Origin of the sequence: Luteimicrobium subarcticum, assembly GCF_002798015.1 — a bacterium.
GTDB lineage: Bacteria > Actinomycetota > Actinomycetes > Actinomycetales > Cellulomonadaceae > Luteimicrobium > Luteimicrobium subarcticum.
In genome coordinates, this window is the sequence record NZ_PGTZ01000006.1 from 744333 (window position 1) to 767553 (window position 23221).

Genomic DNA, 23221 nt, shown 5'->3' on the forward strand with positions numbered 1-23221 from the left:
CCCGGGGGGACCCGGCGTCAGCGCTCGCCCAGCACCAGCGGGACCTGGACGCGCGCCACCTTGCCGCGGGCGACCCACGCCCCCCGGCCGACCGGGTACTCACCCTTCGACGCCCGCGGGAGCGAGGTGCGCAGGATGTTGTCGCCGTCCAGGTTGTCGGGCTGGAGCAGCAGACCCCGGCGTGCGGCCTTGACCTCGGCGAACAGCGGCCACGACGCGTTCCACGCCGACGTCTCCGCGTCCGCGACGAGCAGGTGGCCCGACGAGCGCGCCGCCTTGATGAGCTCGACCAGGTGCCGGTCCGCCGGGGACTGCAGGTACTCGTTGATCGACTCCACGACGACCAGCACGCGACCCTCGGTGTCCTCGTCCGTGATCGCCGCGGCGAGGTCCTGCGCGAGCGTGGCCGCCGCGTCGACCGTCGTCGCGACGGCGGCCCACGCCACGGCGCCCGCGAGCGGCGAGCGCCCGGGCGCGAACAGGTACGCACGGGTCGACGGGTCGGCCCGTCGGACCGCGCCGACCAGCGCCGCCACGGCGTTCGTCCGGCCGGACGCGGGCGGCCCCGCGACCAGCAGCACGCCCTCCGGGGCGAAGCCCACGGGCTCGAGCGTGACCGCGTCCAGGCCGACGACCGGCTGACCGCCGACCGCGTCGGGCAGGCGGCTCGCCGGGTACTCGGCCGGCAGCACCGCGACCTCGGGCGCCGGACGGATCCCCGCGCGCCGCATCGCGTCCGCGAGCCGCTTCGTCGCCGCCGCCTGCTCGGCGACCGACGACGTGCCGCCCAGCACCGCGACCTGCACCTCGACGTTGTCCACGACGGCGCGCCCGCTGGGCGACGTCGGCGTGATGATGTCGCGCGGCGCACCGAACGCGACGTACCCGTCGTCGGTGAGCCGGTGCAGCACGTTGCGCTGCACGAGCGAGCGCACGTACGTCGGCACCGCGCCCGAACGGTCGGCCGTGAACACGACGTGGATGCCGAGCTGGCGGCCGTTCGCCAGGATGTCGCGGAACACGTCGAACCACTCCGCCCGGCCCGCGCCCGCCTCGAACTGGTCGCGGAACTCCGCGAGGTTGTCGAGCAGCAGCAGCAGGCGCGGCAGGTCCGTCCGGCCCGTGATCCGCCGGAACTCCGTGATGCTCGACGCGTTCGCCTCCGCGAACGCGTCCGCCCGGCCCTCGAGCTCGGTGCGCAGCATGCGCATCAGCGCGACCACGCGCTCCACGTCGTCGCCGTTGATCACGGCACCCACGTGCGGCAGGTCGTCCAGCATGCGCAGCGCGCCCGCCGCGAAGTCCAGCGCGTACACGTGCACGGGCCCGCCACGCGGCGTGATGCCGGCCGCGCCCGCGAGCGTGCGCAGCGTCGTCGACTTGCCTGCACCCGACGTGCCGTAGACCGCCAGGTGACCCTCGACGTCCGGCAGGAAGTACACCGGGCTCTGCACCTGCCGCTCCGGCAGGTCCGCCACCCCGAGCAGGAGCTCCGAGTCGGTGCGCTGGCGCAGCTTCGTGAGGTCGTACGCGGTCGCGAGCTCGTCCTGCCACGGGCGCCGCGGCGCCGGGATCCGCGCGTGCTCCGACGCCGCGCCGATCGACGACACCAGGCGCTGCTGGTCCGTGGGACCGAGGTCGTCCTCGGCGGCCACCTCGTCGACCGTGCCGGCCGGCTCCTCCCACCGGACCTCGCCACCGAACCGCAGCTCGGCGACCTCGACGTCGAGCCGCTCCGGCTCGCGCGTCGTCCAGCCGCCCGCGTACGCCGACTGGAACACCTGGAGACGCCCCGGACCGGTCTTCGCGAGCCCGCGGCCCGGCAGCCCCGGGTCGAAGCGCGCCGGGTCGGGCACGTCCACCACGTCGACCGCGTCGGTCTCGTCCGCCATGCGCAGCGCGACACGCAGGTTCGTGTTCGCGCGCAGGTTGTCCTTGATGACGCCCGCCGGACGCTGCGTCGCCATGATGAGGTGGATGCCGAGCGACCGGCCACGCTGCGCGATGTCCACGACCCCGTCGACGAACTCCGGGACCTCGCCCACCAGCGCCGCGAACTCGTCGATCACGAGGACGAGGGCCGGCGGGCACTCCGGGTCGCCGCGCTTCTCCAGCTCGAGCAGGTCCTTCGCCTTCTTGCGGTTGAGCAGGTGCTCCCGGAAGTGCAGCTCCGCGCGCAGCGACGTCAGCGCGCGGCGCACCAGGTGCGGCGACAGGTCCGTCACGAGGCCCACGCAGTGCGGCAGGCTCACGCAGTCCGCGAACGCCGACCCGCCCTTGTAGTCCACGAACAGGAAGGTCACCCGGTCCGGGCTGTACTCCGCCGCCATGCCGAGCACCCACGCCTGGAGGAACTCCGACTTGCCCGAGCCCGTCGTCCCGCCCACGAGCGCGTGCGGGCCCTGCGACCGCAGGTCGAGCTGCATGGCGTCCACGCCCGCCGACCCGACGATCGCGCGCAGCGTCCCCGCCTTGCGCCGCTTCGGCGTCGCGCCCGGGGTGCGGTCGTGCACCGACTGGTTCTGGCGCCACCGGTCCAGGACGGCGTCCGCGCCCTCCGCCATGTCGTGCCCCACCAGCGTCACGAGCGACACCGAGCGCGGCAGGTCGGAGGAGTCCTCGACGATCGCGCCCGCGTCGAACACCGGCGCCATGCGCCGCGCGTAGTCGTACGCGGCCTGCGTGTCCACGACGTCCTGCGACACGTCGACGCCGTCGATCCGCTCCCCCAGGCGCACCAGGCCGACCGCCGCGCGGCCCGCCTCGTCGTACGCGAGGAACGTGCGGCACGCCCCCGGCAGCCGCTCCACCGTCGGTGCCACCCAGATCGGGTAGACGCCCGCGTCCGCACCGCGCTCCGCGAGCTGCGTCAGACGCGCCCGGTCCACGCCCGCGTCGTCCGCGACGATCACGACGAGCGCCGGCAGGGGCGCCTGCGACCCCTTCGCCTTGTCCGTCCCGACGCTCGCACCCCGGTCCAGCGCCGCGTCGTCCGCGCCCACCGCGCCGCGCCACGTGCCCGACTGCGCACCCTTCGCCGCCAGCCGCGTCGAGACGACCTCCTCGATCTCCGCGAGGAGGGTCGCCGCGCTCGACGGCGAGTCCGCCAGGTGCGACCCCTCGAGCGGGCTCTGCGGCGACGACGTGTGCGGCATCCACGACAGCCAACCCAGCGGCTGCGTCCACCCCGGGCTCACGATCGCCGCGACCGCCAGCTCCGCCGGCGAGTGCAGCGCCGTGAGCTGCACCAGCAGCGCCTGCAGCGTCGCGACCGTGTACGACGGCGACCCCGCCAGGCCCAGCGCGCCCACGTCGTGCAGGTTCTCGATCACCGGGACGCCCGGCACCCGGCGGTACCGGTCCACCAGCGCGTCCAGCCGCTCCGTGTACTCGGGCAGCATGTCGCCGCCCTCGCGCGTCTTCACCGTCGTGCGCGACGGCATCGCGCCCACGCCGAGGCGCACGTTGAGGAACGACCAGTGCTCCGGACGACGCGTCCACAGCAGCGGGCCGCGGCGCACCGCCTCGCCCAGCGCCTGCGTCGTCGCCGGCGCCTCCAGCAGGCGCCCGACGTGCTCCTCCTGCGCGCGCGAGCCGAGCGTCGCCTCCAGGCCCTCGAGCCGCTCCTCGAAGCGCTCCACCTGCCGCTCGCGGCGGCGCTTCCTCTGCTTCTTCTGCGTCGCGAAGTTGCCGATCAGCATCATCGGCGTCATCACGACGAAGATCAGCGAGGAAGGCCGCCCCGTGATCGCGTACATCGCGCCGCCCATGAGCAGCGGCGCCAGCATCCCGAGCAGCGGGAACGGCGCCTTCTCCTCCTCCGCCGGGGCGTCCGGCGACGCGAGCTCCACCCCCTCGTAGCGCGGCTCGACCCGCGGGGACCGGTTGAACGGCACCGGGCCGGCGCTCGCCTGGACGCCCGTCAGGACCGTCCCGCCGTGCGGCTCGACCACCAGCACGGTGTCCCCGATCTGGACGGTCTGCGCCGCCTCGACCCGCAGGCGCGTGATCAGCCCGCCGTCGACCTGCACGCCGTTCGCCGACCCCAGGTCCACCAGCTCGATGCCCTGGTTCACCTCGAGCCGCGCGTGCCGCTTCGACACCAGGGCGTCCGACAGCAGGACGTCCGCGCCCGCCGCCCGGCCGATCACGTAGCTGCCGTCCGGCAGGTTCACCGTCAGGCCCGCGTCCGGACCCGCGACCACCCGGACCTGCACCCGGACCGGCGCGTCGCCCAGCGCCGGACCCGACCGGTGCACGCCGGCGTCCAGGACCGCGACCGCCGCCCCCGACCCGATCCACGCCTCGCCCAGCGGGACGTCCGGCGGCAGCACCACCGGGCGCTCCTGACCCGGCAGCTGCGCCTGCAACGTGAGGCCGCCCGTGCTGCGCTCCGCGACGCCCCCGCGCGGGTCCACCCGCACGATCGTGCGCGCGACGTCCGCGACCGTGGTCGCCGCGTCCGCGGTGACCACCACGTCGTCGCTGGTCCCGCTGCTGCGCACCAGCGTCAGCTTGAGCCTCACTGCGTCACTCCTGTCTCGTGGTCGGCATCCGGGCCGGTCTCGGGATCGTCCGTCACGTCGAGCAGCGGGAGGTCCGCGGAGGTCACCAACCGGCTCGCCACCGCGTACTCGACCAGGCGGGCCCGCCGGTTCTTCGCGTGCGACGCCGGGCCGCCCCGCAGCCCCTTCACACCGATCCGGTCCAGCTTGTCGCACACGTTGTCGAGCTTGCGGTTGAAGCGGGTCATCGCCCACCCCAGCCGGGCCGCCGCGTCCGCCGACGACGGCAGCTCCGACAGGCCCGTGCCATCGCGCCGCAGCATCGGCTCCGCGAGCGCCACGATGAGCTGCCGCTGACTCACGGTGAACGGCACCACGCCGATCGTCACCGTGCCGTCGCCCGCGTCGTCCGGGTCGGGGTGCACCGCCTGCGTGTACGGGGCGTCCTCCAGCCGGGCCGACAGCTCGTACGTCGTCGGACCGGCCGTGAACACGATCGTCGTGCGCCCGAACACGAGCGGCAGCCGCGTCCCCGGCGCGAGCCACGACTGCACGCCACCGTCCGCGTCGCAGACCGTCGCCGAGAGCAGGCCGCCCACGTTCGACAGCCACCAGATCCCGAACTCGTGCGTCACCCGCAGGAAGCGCCGGTGCAGGTACGGGTTGTCGTCGATCGCGAGGTCACCCTCGCGGCCCACCTCGAACGGGACGTCCGGGTCGACGTCGAACCACTCCCCGCAGAACTCCAGACGCAACGCGCTCATGAGGGCCCTAGTCCCCCTGTGCCGTCGCGCACGCGTGCGTCGGGTTGGCCGAGAACTTGCCGTCGCGGACCACCACCACCTTCAGGCACATCGGGTCCTGAGTGATCGGCAGGTCGACGTTCGTCCCCGCGACGGTCACCCACGGCGAGTCGTCGGACGTCGGGTCGACGACCTGGTACGCGTAGGTGTCGCCGATCTGGCTGTCAGCGGGCTGGTCCCACGTGAACACCGCGTCGCCCAGCGCCGGGTACGCCGAGCCCTCGAGGTGCCGGACGGACGGCACCAGGTCTCCCAGGTTGTCGTGGGCGTCGCCACCGCCGTCGACCTGACCGCCGTCCGCGTCCGTCACGACCGGGTCGGGGGTCCCGCCGCGGCCCCCGCCGAGGAGCAGCGCGGCCGCGACCACGACGGCCGCGAGCACCGCGACGCCGCCGCCCACCAGGGCCACCACGCGACCGCGTCCCGGCCCACCCGCCGGACCCGGGGTGCCCGGGTCCCACGTCCCCGGCGCCGACGTGCCCGTGTCCGGCCGCAGGACGGTGTCCTCCTGCGGGACCTGCAGACCCTGCGGTGCCGACACGAGCGCCACCGGCGTCGACGACGCGAACTGCGGCGCCGGCTCGACCACCGCGACGCGCGCCGTGTCGTCGTGGACGGCCGGCGGCGCGACCGGTACCGGCGCGTCGAACGTCGGCGGGACGTCACGGCCCGGACGACGCGCGGCCTGCCACGGGTCCGCCACGTCGCTGCGTCCGCCCGGCGTACCGGGCGCGCCACCCTGCGCCGGACGGGGGGCACGCGCACCGCCCGCACCCGACGGGTCGATCGACACCACGCCACGCAGGCGGGTGCCCTGGTCGTCGTCACCCGACGACACGACGTCGTCCTGCACCACGCCCGAGTCGTCGAGCAGGTCGATCGGGGTCACCGCGAGACCCAGCTCGATCTGCACGTGCTGCAAGGCCCGCGCGAGCTCGAGGACGCTCGGGTACCGCGCCTGGGGGTTCTTCGCCATCGCGGTCGCCAGCGCCATCTCGAGCGACGGCGGGGCGTCCGACCGGCCCGTCGGCGCGAGCGGCTGCGCACAGATGCGCTGCACCAGCTCGGCGCTGCTGTTCGAACCACCCGGCACCTCGAACGGCGACCGGCCCGCGAGGAACGAGTACAACGTCGCCCCCAGCGCCCACACGTCCGTCGCGGCGCTCGCCCGCGGCGGCTCCTCGAAGGACTCGGGCGGCGACCACGGGATCGACAGGCCCTCGGCCCGCGTCACGTCGTCCACCGTGGACGAGATGCCGAAGTCCGTCAGGACCGGGTGCCCGTAGTCCGTGCCGAGGATGTTTGCCGGCTTGATGTCACGGTGCAGGATCCCGGCGCGGTGCGCCGTCTCGACCGCGCCCGCGATCTGCACGACCACGCGCAACGACTCCGCGACCCCGAGACGCTCGGTGCGGTAGCGCGTCCCCAGGCTCGGGCGCGAGCAGTACTCCATCGCGAGGTACGGGCGACCGTCGGGCGCGACGTCCGCCTCGTAGATCGTGACGATCGACGGGTGCGTCGACAGGCGGGCCATGACGTCCGCCTCGCCCTCGAACGCGGCACGCTGCCCCGGGCTCGACCACTCGTGGAGCAGCACCTTGACCGCGACACGGCGACGGGGACGCTGCTGCTGGTACAGGAAGACGTCCGCGAAACCGCCCGACCCGACGAGCTGCAGGTGCTCGAAACCGGGGATCTGCGGCGGCGGGGACGGCGCGCGCTTGCTCACGGGAGGTCCTCGAACACCAGGGTCGCGCCGTCGCCGAGGTCCACGAGGTCGCCCGAGACGACGAGCACCGGCTCGTTCGGGTGGATGCGCAGCGGCTCCTGGCCAACCCGGCGCAGCATCGTGCCGTTCGTGGTGCTGAGGTCGACGACCAGCACGTGCCAGCCCTCGATCCGCACCTCGACGTGCGAGCGCGACACGTCCTGCTCGGGCGACGGGACCGTCACGATGCGGTGCAGGTCCGCCGTGCCCGCAGCCCCCGGGCCGCGCGGGGAACGTGGCCTGCGCCCCACGACGAGCGGCGCGTCCAGCTCGAGCACCTGACCCGTCGACACGCGCACCCGGCCCAGCGGCGGACGCGGCACCGGACGGGCCTCGCCGCCGACCGCGGCGCCGCACCAGGCGCACCGGCCGCGCGACGGCGGGTTCGCGTGCCCCGCCGCGCACAGGCGCGCCACGATCATCGGACCGGCCGTGACGGCCGGCTCGGCCGGGACGGGCAGCCCGGCCCCGCCCTGCGCGGCAGCGGCTGCCGCGACGTCGTGCAGCTCGCCCAGGCTCGACGACAGCACCGTCTGGCCGTCGTGGTCGAGCCCGTCCGGCGCCGCCGCCGCAGCCACGGGCTGCGCGGGCCAGGGCGTCCCTGTCGCCACCGGCGCAGGCTGCTCGGGCGACGGGGCAGGCGGCGCGGGGACGACCGGCGGGACCGTCCAGTCCTGCGGCACCGAGATCAGCCCGGCGTCGGGCGCCGTGGGGCTCGCCGGTGCCCGGCCGTCGTCGGCGCCCGCGTCACCGGCACCACCGTGCTCGTCCTCGTCCTCGTCCTCGGCACGCACGGCCGCGTCCTCGACCGAACGCAGGATCGTGCTGCCCCACAGCGCGGCGTAGTCGTCGGACTGGCCGGCGGACGCGGCGGCGTCGTCGTCGGGACCCGCCGGGGCGACGGCAGCGTCCGGCGTGTCGCCGTCCGGCGCGATCGTGTGCTCGGGCGCGATGGTCTCGCCGAGGGGGAGCTCACCGGGAGACGCGTCGACGACGTCGTCGACCGAGCCCTCGGCGGAGTCGTCGGCGGAGTCGTCGGGCCGGTCGACAGAACGGTCGTCGGGCCGGCCGGTGAGCTGGTCGTCGGCCGAACCGTCGGACGTCCCCGCGGCGTGCGCGGTGCCGGCGTGCGCGGGCCCGGCGTCCACGGGCTCGGTGCCGGCGCCGGACGTGGGCTCCTCGTGCACCGGCACGTCCTTCGCCAGCACGACCGGCGACGACGCGGGCGCCGACGACGGGTCCGCAGCGGACGCCCGGGACGTCAGGTCGCCGTGCTCCACGACGGACGCCCGCACGACACCCCCGAGCAGGGGCAGCCCCGGCAGCCCGGCCGACACGTCCGACCGCCCGCCCGCGGCGCCCCCTCCGACACGCACCTGGACGCCGTCCACCGGCTCCGCCGAACGCTCCACCCAGGTGGTGACGTCACGCCCGTGCAGCACGACGGTGCCGTCCTCGGTCGCGAGGGTGACCTCGACGTCGCCCCGGACCAGCACGTGCGCCCGGCGGCCCGTGCGCACGACGACGGCGAACGGCGGCAGCGCGGCCAGGCTGGTGCCGAACGCCTCGCCGACCGCCTGGAGCACCTCCATCACGCCGTGCGCGTCGTCCGTGGCCGCCCACGTCGCGGTCGCCTGATCGGCGGTCGCGCTCGGCAGCACCACGAGCAGGCTGCCGCGCACGACAGCCCAGCCCGAACCGGTCGCATAGCGGGACAGCTCCCGCGTCACCACGTCCGTCATGCCACTCCTCCAGTCGTCGCGCGGGCCTCGCGCGGCAGCGTGTCCTCCCACGACACGGACGGCGTGCTCGCCCGGGGGGCGGTCGCCGCGTCGTCCGCGTCGTCGCTCCCGTCCACACCGACCGCGTCGATGACCAGGACGGTGATGTTGTCGCGCCCCCCGGCGGCGAGGGCGTCCGCCACGAGGGCGTCCGCCGCGTCCTGGGGGTCGGGCCTGCCGAGCAGGACCTCCGCGATGCGGTCGTCGTCGAGCTCGGTCGTCAGACCGTCCGAGCACACGAGGAGCCGTCCCCCCGCCTGGAGCGGGAGGTACCAGTAGTCGGCGTCGGGGCGTGCCGTCGCGCCCAGCGCACGCGTCACGACGTGCCGGCGGGGGTGGTGCGCAGCCTCCTGCGGCGTGAGCGCGCCGGCGTCCACGAGCTCCTGCACCTCGGAGTGGTCGACGCTGACCTGCTCGAGGGCGCCGTCCGCCAGGTGGTAGGTGCGCGAGTCGCCGACGTTCGCGACGAGCCAGTAGGGCCGCCCGTCCTGCTCGGACACGACGACACCGGTCAAGGTGGTCCCCGCGCCCCGGCCCTCGGGCGCCTGGATCCCGGCGACGTCCGCGTGCGCGACGGCGACACGGTCGCGCAGGTCGTCCGCGGGGACGACCTCCATCCACGACAGCGGCCGCATGGCGTCGATCGCCATCGCCGACGCGACCTCGCCGGCCTCGTGGCCACCCATGCCGTCCGCCACGAAGAACGCCGACGCGGACGCCAGGTACGAGTCCTCGTTGAGGACACGACGCGCGCCCCGGTGCGTCGCCGCACCCCAGCGCAGGTGCACCCCGCGACCCGTGGCCGCGTTCACCACGTACCCCCACCCTGAGGGGGGCGCCGCGCCGACATGACGGTCTCCTCGGCGATGCCGCCGCCGTCGAGCAGGAGCATGCGCCGCTCCCCGAGCCGGACGGTCGACCCGGTGGGGACGCGGACGGGGACGCCCGCGTCGGCACGCGACTCGGTGCCGCCGGGAGGGGTCACGAACGAGCCGTTCGTCGACCCGCGGTCCACGAGGAAGACACCGTGCTGGTCGACGCCGAGCTCGGCGTGCGTCTTCGAGGTGGAGCGCTGCGGGTCGGGCACCGGGACGAGCCGCGGTCCCGCGGGGCCGGTGGGCGTCCCGGGCGCGACGACCGGGTCGCGGCCGAGCAGCATCGGTCCGGTCACGGGGACCCGGTGGCCGTCGCCGAGGTCGAGCTCGTAGCGCGGCGCGGTGCCGTGCGGGCCCGCGACCGGGGCGGCGACGGCAGCGGGCTGCTGGGGCACCGCGGGCTGCTGCGGCACGACCGGGTGCGAGGGGACGGGAGCCTGCGGGGCCGGTGGCGCCGCAGGTCGCGCGACCCCGGGGACGCCGGTGACGAGCCCGCCCTCACCGCCGGGAGCGGGGGCGCGCGGGGGTGCGGCCGGGGCGGGGAAGAAGCCGGTCCCGGGCAGGGGCGCGGGAGGCGCGGTCGGCACGCCGACGGCCGGGAAGGCCGCCTGCTGCCCGAGGCCGCGGTCCGCGACGGGGGCGGGCAGCCCGGCGCCCTGGCCGGGCATGACGGAACCAGGCCCGGCGTATCCGGGCGTCGCGGATCCGGGCCCGGCGTATCCGGGCATCGCGGATCCGAGCGGTGCGGAGCCCGGCGCGGGGTGCACGGCGGGCGCCCCCCGGAGCGGGACCACGCGTGCGCGGCCCACCTTGTCCTGCCACCCCTGGCGGCGCGGCGAGGAGTCGAACACCGGGCTGAGCACGACGAGGACGACACCGATCGCGCACGCGAGCACCCCGGCGAGCACGATCAACCCGCGGAGCAGGCCGCGTCCGACGCCGAGGGTGACCCCGGTCGTGGCGTCGACGGTCCGCAGGCCCAGGAGCGACTTGCCGACGGTCCGGCCGGTCGCGCCCTCCCAGGCGAACAGCCCGAGCGCGAGCAGGACCGCGAGGCCGTACCCGAGCAGGACGGGCGCGAGGCTCGGGCCGTCGGCGACGCGGCCGCCCTCGACGAGGGGCTGCTGGTTGACGGCGATCCGGAACGACGCCCCACCGGTCACCGCGACGGCCACGAGGTACGGCAGCGACACGACGAACGCGTCGATCGCGGCGGCACCGATGCGCCGGCCGATGCCGGCGGACTCTGTCGCGGGGTCGACGATCGGACGTCGAGCCGGGGTGAACCCGGGGACGCCGGGTGCGGTGGGACGGCTCGTGCCGAGGACCGTCGCCTCGGGCGCCTCCGCGGCCCACGGGAACGCCGGCGCACCCTGCTGCGCCGGGTTCTGGCCGGGCAGCCGGACGGGTTCGGTGGTGTGGCCCGACGGGGCGGCACCGAGAGCAGCCGGCATCCCGGCCACCGGGAGGCCGCACACCGCGCACGCCGGCGCACCCGCCGGGACACCGTTCCCGCACCGGGGACACGCTGCAGGGACGGTCATCGCTGATCTCCTTCAGGGGTGCGCGGTCGGCGCCGCGTCGTTGCTGCCCGCCGCGACCGCCGCAGCGACCGCACCGAGAACCGGGAGGCGAGCCTACGGCGCCACGGCACGGACGACCGCATCTCGCGCACGGCAGCGTCGACGCCCGTCCAGTAGGCGGTGACCTCGTCGTGCTCCGGGTCGGTGCCGCCGAAGACCGTGCGGTCGGCGTGCTCGGCGAGGGCGGTCGTCGCGACCTTCGGGTACGCCTCGGTGAGGAGCTCGGCGGTCTCGCGCCGGGTGGCGCCGGACGGCACGTCGTGGCCGAGGTCGACCGCGGTGTCGAGCACCTCGCGCCATCCGCCGCTGATGCGGTGGGCGGGGTGCCCGGTGTTGCGACGTCGTGCGCGACGCCGCGACTTGAGCGCCAGCAGCACGAGGAACGGCAGGGCGAGCAGGCCCAGCGGGATGACGACGGCGGCGGTGACGGCGGCCGCGTGGCCCCAGTCGAACCCGTCGGCGGTGTTCTTGTCCTGCTTCTTCTTCTCGTCCTTGGTGGCGCCGGTGTCGGCCTGGTTCGGCTCGGCAGGCGGGTCAGGGTCCTGCAGGACGGGCGGCTTGGGCACCTGGGCGCTGCGCGGCTGCGGCTGCACCTTGTTGTCCTCGTCGGGCACGACGTCGATCGGCACCCAGCCCTTGCCCTCGAACGGCACCTCGACCCACGCGTGGACGTTCGCGCCGGTCGCGACGAACGGGGTGCCCTCCTTCCAGGCGCCCGCGTCGGGGTAGACCCCCATGACGACGCGGGCCGGGATGCCGAGCGACCGCGCCATGAGGGCGTACGCGACGGCGAACTGCTCGTCGTCGCCGACCATGGTGTCGGACGCGAGGAGGGTGTCGATGCGCTCGGCGGAGTGGCCGGGACGGGACGGCATCTGGGTGCTGAGCCCGCTGGAGTACAGGCCGCTCTTGACGAGGGCGTCGTGCAGACGCAGGAGCTGCTGGCGCGGGTCGGTCGCACCGCCGATGAACTGGTCGGCCTTCGCGGCGACCGCCGCGGGCACACCGCTCGGGTCGGGCACGGCGACCTGCTCGACGGGGACGCCCTTGAGGTCCGCCAGGGTGGTGGGCGCGGTGGTGACGACGTCCACGGTGTAGCTGTCGCCGGGCGAGAGCCGTGCCGTGTTGAGGACGGTGCCGGTGGTCGCGTTGTAGAACGTGCCCTTGGCGAGCGTCGCGGCGTCGCCACCGAGGTAGCGGATGCCGGTGACGCTCCCGGCGTCGGGCACCCAGGGGCCCTGGTAGCCGTCGTCGACCTTGACCGTGAGCGTGCTCGCGGTGCCCTGCGCGTCGGACGCGACGTGCTGGCCCGCGCGGACGAACACCCCCGAGCCGTCCTCGTCGCTCGACGCCGCGTAGACGATGCCGTCGTAGGAGTCGAGGGTCGCGATGCGCACCCGCTCGCCGGACGTCAGCCCGGAGACGGTGAGGACCTTGTCGTCCTTGAGGTCCTTGGCGTAGTGGCGGAACGAGACGAGCGGCGTCGGGTACTGGTGGAGGTCGGGCGGTGGCTCGACGCTCTCGCGCAGGACGGTGCGGCCGCTGTCCGGCAGGACGACGGGCGCGACCGCGACGGCCACGGCGGCGGCGCCGGCGAGCACGGCGAGCCCGCCGACCGCACGGTGCCGGGCGAGGCGGCGGCGCGCGTCCGCGGACGCGTCCGACTGGAGTTCGCTGTCGCCGGTGCGCGCCTGCGTGACGCGCCACGCGGACCACAGCAGCCCGACGGTCGCGAGGACGACGCCCTGGACGAGCGGGTACGCGGTCTCGACGGTCCCGAGGAGGACGGTCGCGACGAGCCCGACGAGCACGGGGACGAGCGCCCAGGCGGCGTGCTTGGCGCGCCACGCGACGGTCCCGGCGACGACCGCGACGAGCAGCAGGACGAGGAACGGGACGAGCGCGAGGTCGGGGAACGACGCGAGCGGAGGCGCGGTCGTCACGAACGACTTCCACGACAGCACGGCACCGCGCAGCAGGCCGCGCGCGGTCTCGGCGGTGGGGACGACGCCGGCGACGGTGGTGCGGCTGAGCGCGAGCGGCCCCCCACCGAGCAGGTAGGCGAGCACGACCGCGCCGGCGACGGTCAGCGTGGACCAGCGCCGCGCGGCGGCGACCCAGGCGATGCCGAGCCCGAGGACGGCACCGCCGCCCGCGGCGAGGACGAAGCCCCAGGAGCCCCACACGGGGCGGAAGCCGACGGCGACGACGCCGAGCAGCACGACGAGGACGGCGAGGTCGACGAGCCCGTCACGGGTGAGCGCCCGGGGCCGGAGACCGCTGGCGCGGGCAGCGTCGGCGCGGGCCGTCGAGGACGCGGCTGCCGACCGGGGAGCGGGCGCGAACGTGGTGGTCATCCGCCGGTCACCGCCCGCATGGCCCGGGGCAGGTCGTCGAGGCCGCCGATGGTGACGACGAGCAGGTCGGAGATGGTGCGTCGCGAGACGGGCTCGCCGGGCACGCAGCGCGCCGCGACGACGCGCACGTCGACGGGCATCCGCGCGGAGGCCGCCCGGAGGGTGGCCGGGGACACGTTGCTGCCGACGATGAGGACGACGACAGACGCGTCGTCGAGCTCGCGCACGGACGCGCGGGCCAGCTCGGCGAGGCCGGCCGCGAGGGACGTGGTGCCGACGCCGGAGAGGTCGTCGAGGAGCCGGATGCGGCTGTCGCCGCGCAGCGTGCCGTGGTTGGACAGCACGGTGAGGCCACGGTCCTCGCGGATGGCCTGGAGGCCGAGGGAGCCGCAGACGGAGACGGCGAGCTCGAACTCCTCGTCGTGCGCGTAGTCCTCGGCCCGGGTCGACAGGATGACGGCGAGGTGCGAGCGCCGGGTCTCCTCGAACTGGCGGACCATGAGCTGTCCCGTGCGGGCGGTGGACTTCCAGTGGATGTGCCGGCGGTCGTCGCCCGCGACGTAGTCGCGCAGGGCGTGGAACGACACGTCGGAGTTGGAGATGTCCTGCGTGGCCTGGCCCTCCAGGTCGCGCAGGAAGCCCGACGACGACCCCATGAGGCCGGTCGTGCGGGGGTGCACGTAGAGGTCCTCGACGCCGGTCCACGCGACCTGGCGGCGCAGCAGCCCGAGGGGGTCCTGGCGGACGGACCGCACGGGGCCGACGGGGATGACGGCGCGCTTGCGGGTCGGGACGGCGAACACGTCCTCGTGCTCGGCCCCGCCGCGCAGGCGCGGCACGGGGAACGTGGCGAGGCCCTGGCCGACGGGCAGCTCCATGACGGCGGGCAGCATGGGGCGCGTCGTCGGGTTGGTGACGACGACGCGCCCCACGGCCCGCTCCCCCACGACGACGCGCGTGCCGGCCATGTCGAGCCGCACGTCGTAGCGCAGGCGTCCGGCGACGAGCACGCCGGCGACGGCGAGGGCGACGGTCCCGACGACCGCCGCCGCCACGATCTCGGCCCAGCGGTAGTGCAGCCCGGCCCACCAGGCGAGCCCTGTGAGCACGAGCACGGCCCACCCGAGCGCGCTGACCGTGTCGCGCACGGGGCGCAGCACGGGCGCGACCCGCGCGGACACCGGGCGCAAGGCGTCGACGACAGGCGCCACCAGCGCCCCCGCGCGGGCGACGACGGTGCGCCGCGTCCGACGGACGCTGCGGGTCGGGCTGCTGGTCATGTCAGGCGCCGGCCCTCTCCTGCGGCGCCGGGACGTCCGCCATGACGCGCGCGAGCACGCCCTCGGCGGTGGTGCCCGTGAACTCGGCCTCGGGGTCGAGGACGAGCCGGTGCGCCCACACGGGCAGGGCGAGCTGCTTGACGTCGTCGGGCAGCACGTAGTTGCGGCCCTGACCGGCCGCCCAGACCTTGGCGCAGCGCGTCATCGCGAGCGCACCGCGGACGCTCACGCCGAGCCGGACCTCGGGCACGGCACGGGTCTGCTCGCACAGGTGCGCGACGTAGTCGAGCACCGCGTTGTCGACGTGGACGGTCGCGGCGAGGTCGGCCATCTCGGCGACCGCCTGCGTGGTCGCGATGGGCTTCAGCGCGGCCGACCGGTCACGGGTCGCCGACCCGGACAGGATCTCGACGGTCGCGGCGCGGTCCGGGTAGCCGAGGCTCGTCTTCACGAGGAACCGGTCGAGCTGCGCCTCGGGCAGACGGTAGGTGCCGGCTTGCTCGATGGGGTTCTGGGTCGCGATCACCATGAACGGGCGGCCCACCGAGTGCGGCACGCCGTCGACCGTGACCCGACCCTCCTCCATGACCTCGAGCAGCGACGACTGCGTCTTCGGCGAGGCACGGTTGATCTCGTCCGCGAGGAGGATCGACGCGAACACCGGTCCGGGGTGGAAGTCGAACGAGCCGGTCTTCTGGTCGTAGATCGTCACGCCCGTCACGTCGGACGGCAGGAGGTCCGGCGTGAACTGGATGCGGTTGTGGCTGCCCTGGACGCTCGCCGCGATGGCACGCGCCAGCATCGTCTTGCCGGTGCCGGGCGCGTCCTCGAGGAGGAGGTGGCCCTCCGCGAGCATGCAGGTGAGCGCAAGGCGCACCACGGTCTGCTTGCCGAGCACGGCCTGGCCGACGTTGCCGGCGAGGCGGTCGAACGTCTGCGCGAACCAGGCGGACTGGTCGGGGGTCATCCGGGGGAGCGTGGTCATCGTTCGCACTTCTCCGAGCTGTCTAGTTGGGCCATGTGATCGCGTCCTTCTTGTACGAGGTCCCGTCGACCGTCACCCAGGCGATCGCGCCGCTGTGGTGACCGGCGACGCACGACATCGTGATCGTCGCGCCAGCGTTGAGGGTGACGTTGTAGCTGTGCCCGGTGACCGAGTGGTCCGCGCCGCCGTACGTCCAGAAGCACTCGATGTCGTGCGAACCGCTGGGGAAGTTGTCGCTCGCCGTGACGTTGAACTGATGGCAGGCCGAGCCGACGCACCCGGTCACGTCCTTCTGCGGGCCGCTCGAGACCGTGACGTGGATCTCGGGCTCCTTGCCCGACGTGGCGCTGGCGGGGTCCGACTCGGCGGTCCGGCTGCTGTCGCCGGTCTCGATCGTCCGTGCCTTGATCGAGTGCTTCTCCGAGTATCCGTTTCCGACCGTGGTGGACCCACCGCCGGACTTGTTCTGCCAGCCCCCTCCGTCGACGCTGATCTGCAGCTGGTACGGGTGGCCGTTCGACCCCGGGTCCGTCCAGCTGAGCGTCACGGACTTGGCGTTCCCGGACGCGGAGACGCCGGGCGTACGCGGTGGTCCGTAGGGCGTCGCCGTGTCTGACGACGAGGGGCCCGCGTTGGTCGTGTCGAGCGAGCCCTCGAAGTTCGGGACCGCGCGGACCTGGTAGGTGTATCGCGTCCCGTTCGACCCGCACGTCACGGTCGCCGCCTTGGCACCGTTGCTGGTGCTCGTCCACCCGCCACCGCACGCCGAGTACTGGTACATGATCTCGGAGTCCTTGAGGCCGGTCGCGCTCGCGGTGCCCCAGGCCAGCCTGACCGTGGTGTTGGCACCCGTGGCCGTCGCCGTCACCGTGCCGGGGCTGCCCGGCTTGGCGAACGCGCGCACCGCGTTCGACGCAGGGCTCCACGCTGCGTCGCCGAACTTCTCGGTCGCCTTGTTCTTCGCCCGGACCTCGAACGTGTAGTCGGTGGTGTTGGCGTCGACGTCGATGACCTGCGAGGTCGCAGCGGCCTCGGCCGTCACGACCTTCTGCTCCGAGCCCCCGCGCAGGACCCGGATGTCGTACCCCGAGATCGTGCCGCCGTTGTCGCTCGGGGGCACCCACTCGACCTTCATCTGTGCCTGCTGGCCCAGCGAGGTCCGCGTGACGGTCGGCTTCGCGGGCGCCGCCGGCTTGCCGGCGGGCGTCTCCGCGGCCGAGACCGCGCCCCAGTCGGAGGGTTCCGGCGCCTGGTTCACGGCCTGCACGCGCACGGTGTACCCGGTGCCGTTGGCCAGGCCCTTCCAGACGAACTTGGTCCCGGTCACGCCGGTCTGCTCGTCCCCCTGGCCGTCCGGTGCCGGGGAGATCTGCAGGTTCACGTTCTCGATCGGTGAGCGGTCGTCGTACGTCTTGTTGTCCCACGTCACGGTGAGCTCTCCGTCACCGAACTCGAGGGTCGGCGCGTCGGGCGCGTCGGGCTTCTCGTCCGGTCGCGCCTCCTCCGACTCGGGCGACGGGTCGGACGTGTTGACCTCGTTCGTCGCGGTGACCGTGAACGTGTACTTCTGGTTGTTCGTCAGGCCCTCGATGGTGCACGTCGTGGTCTCGCACCTCTGGCTCACGCTGCCGTCCGCGGACTGCACCGTGTAGTACTCGATCGGGTCGCCGTTGTCGTTCGGGGGCGACCACGACAGCACGACCGTGTGGCTGCGGACCTCGACGGTCTCAGGGGTCGCCGGGGCGTCCGGGCGACCCTGGACGGTCACCTCGATCTGGCCCTCGGCGTCACGGTCGGGGTCCTTGGTGGCGTCCTGGACGGTGTACCGCAGGCGCAGGGTGCCGACGAAGTCCGCGTCCGGCGTGACGACCACGTCGTCACCCTGGACCGTCGGCTGGGCGGCGCCGCCGGTGGCGAGCGTGACGGCGGTGACGGTGAGCGGCTTGCCCTCGTCCGCGAAGGGGTTGAAGTCGTTGTCGAGCACCGGGATGCGGAGCTCCTCGCCCTGGTGCGCCTTCGCGACGTCGTCCTCGACCGCGCGAGGCTTCTCACGGTCCGACGCCACGATCTTGACGGTGAGGTTGGACCCCACCGCAGCGTTCTTCTCGTCCTTGACGGTCACCGGGACGACGATCGTCGCCCCCTTGGCGAGCTCGGGGGGTGCCGAGACGGTCACGACCGAGCCGTCGAGCGAGACCTTGAGGCCCTGGCTCCCCTGGCCGGCGGTGAACGTCAGGGGGTCGTCCTCCGCGTCGGAGGCGGACTGGGCGAGATCGACCCGGACGGGCTTCGCGCCGACCTCACCGCCCGACGGCACCTGCACCGTGGGCGACTGCTTCCAGACCGGCGGCTCGTTCTTGGGCGCCGTCACGTCGATGCGCAGCGACAGCGTGGCCTTGTGGCCCTTCGGGTCGTCGGCCCCCGTGCCGTCGGTGACCTCGAAGGCCACGGACGCGTCGCCCGCGAAGTCCTCGTCCGAGGTGAAGACGATGGTGTGCTTGTCCTTGACGACGCGCGACCCGTTGACCGCTGAGACCTTCGACTCCTCGGTGAGCACGGGTGTCTTGCCGTCGGCGACCCGCACGTACTTGCGGATGTCGATCGTGAGCGGCTCGTTGCTGCGCACGGTCGGCGGGGACACGTCGGTGCGCAGCGTCGGGGCCTCGGCCTGCAGGCCGGGGACGCGCACGAAGGCGCTGGCCGTGAGCCCGTCCGGGTCGGTGACGGTGTAGAGGATCGTCTGCGGGTCCTCGGTGAGCGGCACGACGACCTTGCCGGCGACGACGGTCGCCCGCGTGTCCTTCGTCGAGACGGTCAGCGCCGTCGCAGCGCCGTCGGGGTCCTCGTCGTTCGCGCGGACGTCGACGGAGACAGACGTCCTGCCGATGATGTCGTCGCCCGAGAGTACGTCGTCGCGCGCCACCGGAGGCTTGAGAGGCGCGTCCTTGGCGACCTGCACGACGAGCACCGCGGACGCCCGCGCGCCGGCGGTGTCCTGGATCGTGTACACGATCGAGTAGGTCCCCGGCTTCGAGGGCGTGCGGAACGCGATGCGGTCCTGGGCGACCTTCGCCGTCACACCGTGACCCTCGACGGCCTGGCGCACCAGCGCGATGACGTCACCGTCCGGGTCCGAGTCGTTCTTCATGACGGCGACCGACAGGTCACGGTCGGGCCGCGCCTGCACGGTGTCGTCGACCGCGACCGGCGGCTGGTTCTGCGCCGGCGGGGACGCGACGCCCACGCGGACCGACCCGCTGGCCGTCTGGCCGCGGGCGTCGGCCACGGTGTAGGTGAAGGCGTCCGTCCCGGTCGAGCGCTTGCCCGCCGTGTAGACGATGGTGCCGTTCGTGACCTTGGCCTGCCCCTTCGACGGCGGCGTACCGATGCCGGTCAGGCGCACGGAGTCGCCGTCCGGGTCGGTGCCGTCGAGCGGCACGGTGATGGTCACGGAGCCGCCGGAGAGCGTGCGGGCGTCCAGCGTCGGAGGCTTCGGCGGGGAGTTCTGGTCGCCGCCGAGGATGTGGACGGTGATCTGCGCGGAGTCCACCTGGTCGTTCTTGTCGCGGACCTTGTAGATCGCGTACGCGGTACCGGGCGTCGTGCCCGCCTGGAAGCGCACCACGGTGTCGGACACGAACGCCTTGCCGAGCTTCGGGTCGGGCTCCTGGCTGAGCTTGGGGTCGAGCGTCAGCGCGAACCCGTCCGGGTGCGTGTCGTTCGCGAGCACCGGGATCGTCACCACGTCGCCCACGTGCACGGTGGCCTCGTCGGCGACCGCGTTCGGCGGGTGCAGCCGGTTGGGCGGCGGCACGCTGATCACGCGCACCTGACCGGTCGAGCTCTGCGTCCCGTTCGAGGCCGTGTAGTGGATCGTGATCGGCTGGTCGAAGTGCTTGACCTCCGTGATGCGGAGCACCGAGTGTGCGAGCACCGCGACCGTGATCCCCGCGTCGTCCGGCACCCTGACGGACTGCACGACGAGCACGCCGCCCGACGGGTCGGTGTCGTTGTCGAGCACGCCGACGAGCGTCTGGCCGCCCGACGGGAGCAGCGCCGTGTCCGGCACGGTCACGGGCGCGCCGTCGTTCTTCGCCGGGTCGACGACGTCGACGCGGGCGACGCCGGTCGCGGTCGAGGGGCCGTCCGTCACCTGGTAGGTGAACACGTACGAGTCCGCGGCCTGGGCGACGAACTGGAACGTGCCGTCGGACGACGTCGTGATCTTCGCGCCCGGGACGTTCGCGACGCTCGCGAGCCGGAGCTCGTCGCCGTTGGGGTCCGAGTCGTTCTTGAGCGGCTCGACCGTGACGGGCTCCCCGACCCGCGTCTGCGCGTGGTCGCCCACGGCGACGGGCGGCAGGTTGCCGGGCGCCTTGACGTCGACCCAGAGCGTGCCCTCGACCGTGCCGCCCAGACCGTCCGCGACGACCAGGGTCACGGCCTTGCGGCCTGTCGTCGCGCCCGTGTCGCGGTACTCGACCGTGCCGTCGGGCTCGAAGCGCACCTCGTCGCCCTTGACCTTCGGCTGCGCGTCCGCGAGGTAGAGGTCGTCGCCGTCGGGGTCGCGGAAGTACGGCAGCACCTTGATGCGTCCCGTCGTGCCCTTCTCGAGCTGGAGCACCGGCTCGCCGGTCTGCTCGGGGTTGCGCTCCTTGTCGAGCGGCACGACCTCGAGGCGCACCGACGCGGTGTCGTTCCCCCCGCGCCCGTCCGTCACCTTGTACTGGAACGTCGACGTCCCCGAGGCGTCGGGGTCCGCGGTCGCGAGGAGCGCGTCGCCGCCCATGGCCTGGTCGACGTGCGCGTTGGACGGCTGGTCGCCGTCCAGCGCCGCGACCATGACGTCGCCGTCCGGGTCGACGTCGTTGCCCAGCACCGGCAGGACGGTCGAGCGGCCCGGCCGCACGCCGAAGGTGTCGTTCTTCGCGATCGGGTCGTGGTTCTTCTTGCGCTGGGCGCTGATCGGCTTGTCGACCTGCTCCGGCTTGTCGTTCTCGGCCTCGGTCTTCTCGCCCTTGGCGTTCTCCGGAAGCTTGAGCTCCCAGTCGTCGACCTTCTGGAACTGGTCGGCCGCCATCCAGACCGTGCCGGCGGACAGCTCGTTGAGGACCACGACGTCCCGGTTGAACCGGTAGGAGAGCGCGGCGGACGGGTCGACCCCGTCGAGGGTCTTGACGAGGTCGCGGTCGGTGCCGGCGCAGTCGCGCACCACCTGCCCCGTGCCGGCCCACGCCCCGTACGTGCAGCCGCCCACCTGGACGGGCGCGGACGGACGGCCCGAGCCGTCCTTGACGACCGAGGCCGAGCCGTCGAGCGGCTGGGACACGAGCGCGGTCGTCGTGGCCAGCGCCACGCTGGACGACCCCGGGCCGGCCTGCTGGAGCACGGGCTGCGCTCCGTCGACGGCGACCCACGTGCCGTCGGGGAGCCGGACCTTCCCGGTCGTCGTGTCGAGCACGACGAGGTCGCCGCCGACCGTGGTGGCGGACACCACGTCGCTCGCCGCCGTGCCGTCGAGGTGCGCGGTCGAGACGCCGTCGACGCCGCCCTTGCCGGTGGTGCGGACGGTCGTGACCGTGCCGGCCGGGTCGACCACGCGGACCGTGCCGTCGAGACCGACGGTCAGCACCGAACGCTTGCCGACCTCGGCGGTCGCCGGCGTGACCTCCTTGTCGAACGCCGCGACGCCGTCGGTCGGGACGACCCACAGGTGCTGACCCGCCGCGTCGAGGATGGCGGTCGCCGCGCCGCCCATGCCGACCTGCGCGTCGGCGGGGAGCTTGGCCGTCCCCTGGAGCTTCGCGTTCGCGACGTCGACGCGGCTGAGGCTGCCGAGGCTCGGGTCGAAGGCCAGGACGGACGTGCCCTGCTGCAGGACGTCGACGGCGGTGCTGCCGCCCACCAGGGTGGCGTCGATGGCCTGGGCGGACTCGTTGAAGCGGCCGAACATGGCGCTCGAGCCCTTGGTCACCCACACGCCGGAGTCGTTGAGATGCACGTCCGCGGTCGGCTGACCGTCGTAGGTCAGCGCCAGCGCGATCATCGCCGTCGAGACCACGGAGACGGTGCCTACGGACGTGACCGTCTTGCGACGCGCGCCGAGGCGCTGAAGGATGCCCACTGCTGATACCGCCCGATCTCGTCCGCCACCCTGGTTGCGACGGCACTCGGGACAGCACGCCGCGCGGGAACCTTAGCCTGCGCGAACGGTCTGGGCGTAATCCCGCTCGCTGGTCGGGACGGCGTCACGGCGTCTGCGCAGGTGAACGCCTCGCGGGCTCAGGACGCGCGATCGGAGAGCGCGTCCGCGAAGGTCGAGAGCGCGTCCTTGACGTGGCCCGCGGGCAGCGGGGCGAGCTCGGCGACCGCGTCGTGCGCCCACCGCACCGCGAGGTCGCGGGTCTGCGCGACGACGCGGTGCTCGCGCAGCGCGGCGACCGCCCCCGCCAGCACGGCGTCGTCCGACAGGTCGGAGTCGAGGAGCGCGAGCAGGTCGACGTCGGCAGGGCCCGCCTCACCCGACGCGACGAGCCGGCGCAGCAGCAGCACCGGCATGGTCGGGACGTGCTCGCGCAGGTCGGTGCCGGGCGTCTTGCCCGACGTCGAGCCGGACGACGTGAGGTCGATGACGTCGTCGGCGAGCTGGAACGACACGCCGACCTTCTCGCCGTATCCCGTGACGGCCGTGACGACCTCGGGCGCACAGCCCGACAGGAGAGCACCGAACCGCGCCGACAGGGCGATGAGCGAGCCCGTCTTGTCGGCGAGCACCTGGAGGTAGTGGTCGACGGCGTCGTCGCCGTCCTGCGGGCCGACGGTCTCGTGGAGCTGGCCCATGCACAGGCGCTCGAACGTCTCCGACTGCAGCAGCACCGCGTCCGGGCCGAGCCCCGACACGAGCGCGGACGCCCGGGCGAACAGCAGGTCGCCCATGAGGATCGCGACGGTGTTGCCCCACACCGCGTGGGCGGCCGGGACGCCGCGGCGCACGGCCGCCGAGTCCATGACGTCGTCGTGGTAGAGCGAGGCGAGGTGGGTCAGCTCGACGACCGTGCCCGCCACCACCGCGTCGTCCGCGCCGCCGTCGCCGAGCTCGGCGGTGAGCAGGGTGAGGAAGGGTCGCAGCCGCTTGCCGCCCGCCGCCATGAGGTGGCGCGACGCGGTGTCGGCGAGGGCGTCGTGGTTCGCCGTCGCGGCCCGCAGCCGCGTCTCGACGAGGTCCATACGGTCGACGAGGCGCGCCGCCAGGGCAGCGTCACCGACGGGGATCGCCGCGGTCAC

The 23221-nt window shown here is 74.1% G+C and carries 11 protein-coding genes; all 11 read right to left on the bottom strand.

Annotation, left to right across the window (positions count from 1 at the left end; all coding sequences use genetic code 11):
- Nucleotides 1-17: 17 nt before the first annotated feature.
- The 11 genes from CLV34_RS04125 to CLV34_RS04175 all read right to left on the bottom strand — a co-directional run bounded on the left by CLV34_RS04125 (nucleotide 18) and on the right by CLV34_RS04175 (nucleotide 23164).
- Nucleotides 18-4526, bottom strand: a complete 4509-nt coding sequence (locus CLV34_RS04125) for a type VII secretion EssC family protein (RefSeq protein ID WP_100348916.1) — start codon at nucleotides 4524-4526, stop codon at nucleotides 18-20.
- Entirely contained in the window at nucleotides 4523-5269 is a 747-nt protein-coding gene (locus tag CLV34_RS04130; protein WP_100348917.1) for a hypothetical protein, read from the bottom strand. Before CLV34_RS04130 ends, CLV34_RS04125 begins: the two co-directional genes overlap by 4 nt.
- A gap of 7 nt (nucleotides 5270-5276) precedes the next feature.
- The gene (locus tag CLV34_RS04135) at nucleotides 5277-7037 is read right to left on the bottom strand and encodes a serine/threonine-protein kinase (RefSeq protein ID WP_100348918.1); all 1761 of its coding nucleotides are present in this window, start codon (nucleotides 7035-7037) and stop codon (nucleotides 5277-5279) included.
- Nucleotides 7034-8818 carry an FHA domain-containing protein gene (locus tag CLV34_RS04140; RefSeq protein ID WP_100348919.1) on the bottom strand — a complete coding sequence of 595 codons (1785 nt, stop codon included), beginning with the start codon at nucleotides 8816-8818 and terminating at the stop codon, nucleotides 7034-7036. Before CLV34_RS04140 ends, CLV34_RS04135 begins: the two co-directional genes overlap by 4 nt.
- Nucleotides 8815-9672, bottom strand: coding sequence for a PP2C family protein-serine/threonine phosphatase (locus CLV34_RS04145; protein ID WP_245858961.1), 858 nt, complete (start codon nucleotides 9670-9672; stop codon nucleotides 8815-8817). Before CLV34_RS04145 ends, CLV34_RS04140 begins: the two co-directional genes overlap by 4 nt.
- Nucleotides 9666-11276: an RDD family protein gene (locus CLV34_RS17165; RefSeq protein WP_100348920.1), complete on the bottom strand. Its 1611-nt coding sequence runs from the start codon at nucleotides 11274-11276 to the stop codon at nucleotides 9666-9668. The genes CLV34_RS04145 and CLV34_RS17165 overlap by 7 nt, the downstream gene beginning before the upstream one ends.
- Nucleotides 11273-13672, bottom strand: a complete 2400-nt coding sequence (locus CLV34_RS04155; RefSeq protein ID WP_100348921.1) for a transglutaminase-like domain-containing protein — start codon at nucleotides 13670-13672, stop codon at nucleotides 11273-11275. The genes CLV34_RS17165 and CLV34_RS04155 overlap by 4 nt, the downstream gene beginning before the upstream one ends.
- Complete coding sequence (locus CLV34_RS04160; RefSeq protein WP_100348922.1) at nucleotides 13669-14952, bottom strand: DUF58 domain-containing protein; 1284 nt, start codon at nucleotides 14950-14952, stop codon at nucleotides 13669-13671. The genes CLV34_RS04155 and CLV34_RS04160 overlap by 4 nt, the downstream gene beginning before the upstream one ends.
- A 1-nt stretch (nucleotide 14953) precedes the next feature.
- Nucleotides 14954-15937: an AAA family ATPase gene (locus CLV34_RS04165; protein ID WP_211289337.1), complete on the bottom strand. Its 984-nt coding sequence runs from the start codon at nucleotides 15935-15937 to the stop codon at nucleotides 14954-14956.
- Nucleotides 15938-15959: 22 nt separating this feature from the next.
- Nucleotides 15960-22061, bottom strand: coding sequence for an Ig-like domain-containing protein (locus tag CLV34_RS04170; RefSeq protein ID WP_100348924.1), 6102 nt, complete (start codon nucleotides 22059-22061; stop codon nucleotides 15960-15962).
- A gap of 158 nt (nucleotides 22062-22219) precedes the next feature.
- Nucleotides 22220-23164, bottom strand: coding sequence for a polyprenyl synthetase family protein (locus CLV34_RS04175; RefSeq protein WP_100349214.1), 945 nt, complete (start codon nucleotides 23162-23164; stop codon nucleotides 22220-22222).
- Between the last annotated feature and the right edge of the window lie 57 nt (nucleotides 23165-23221).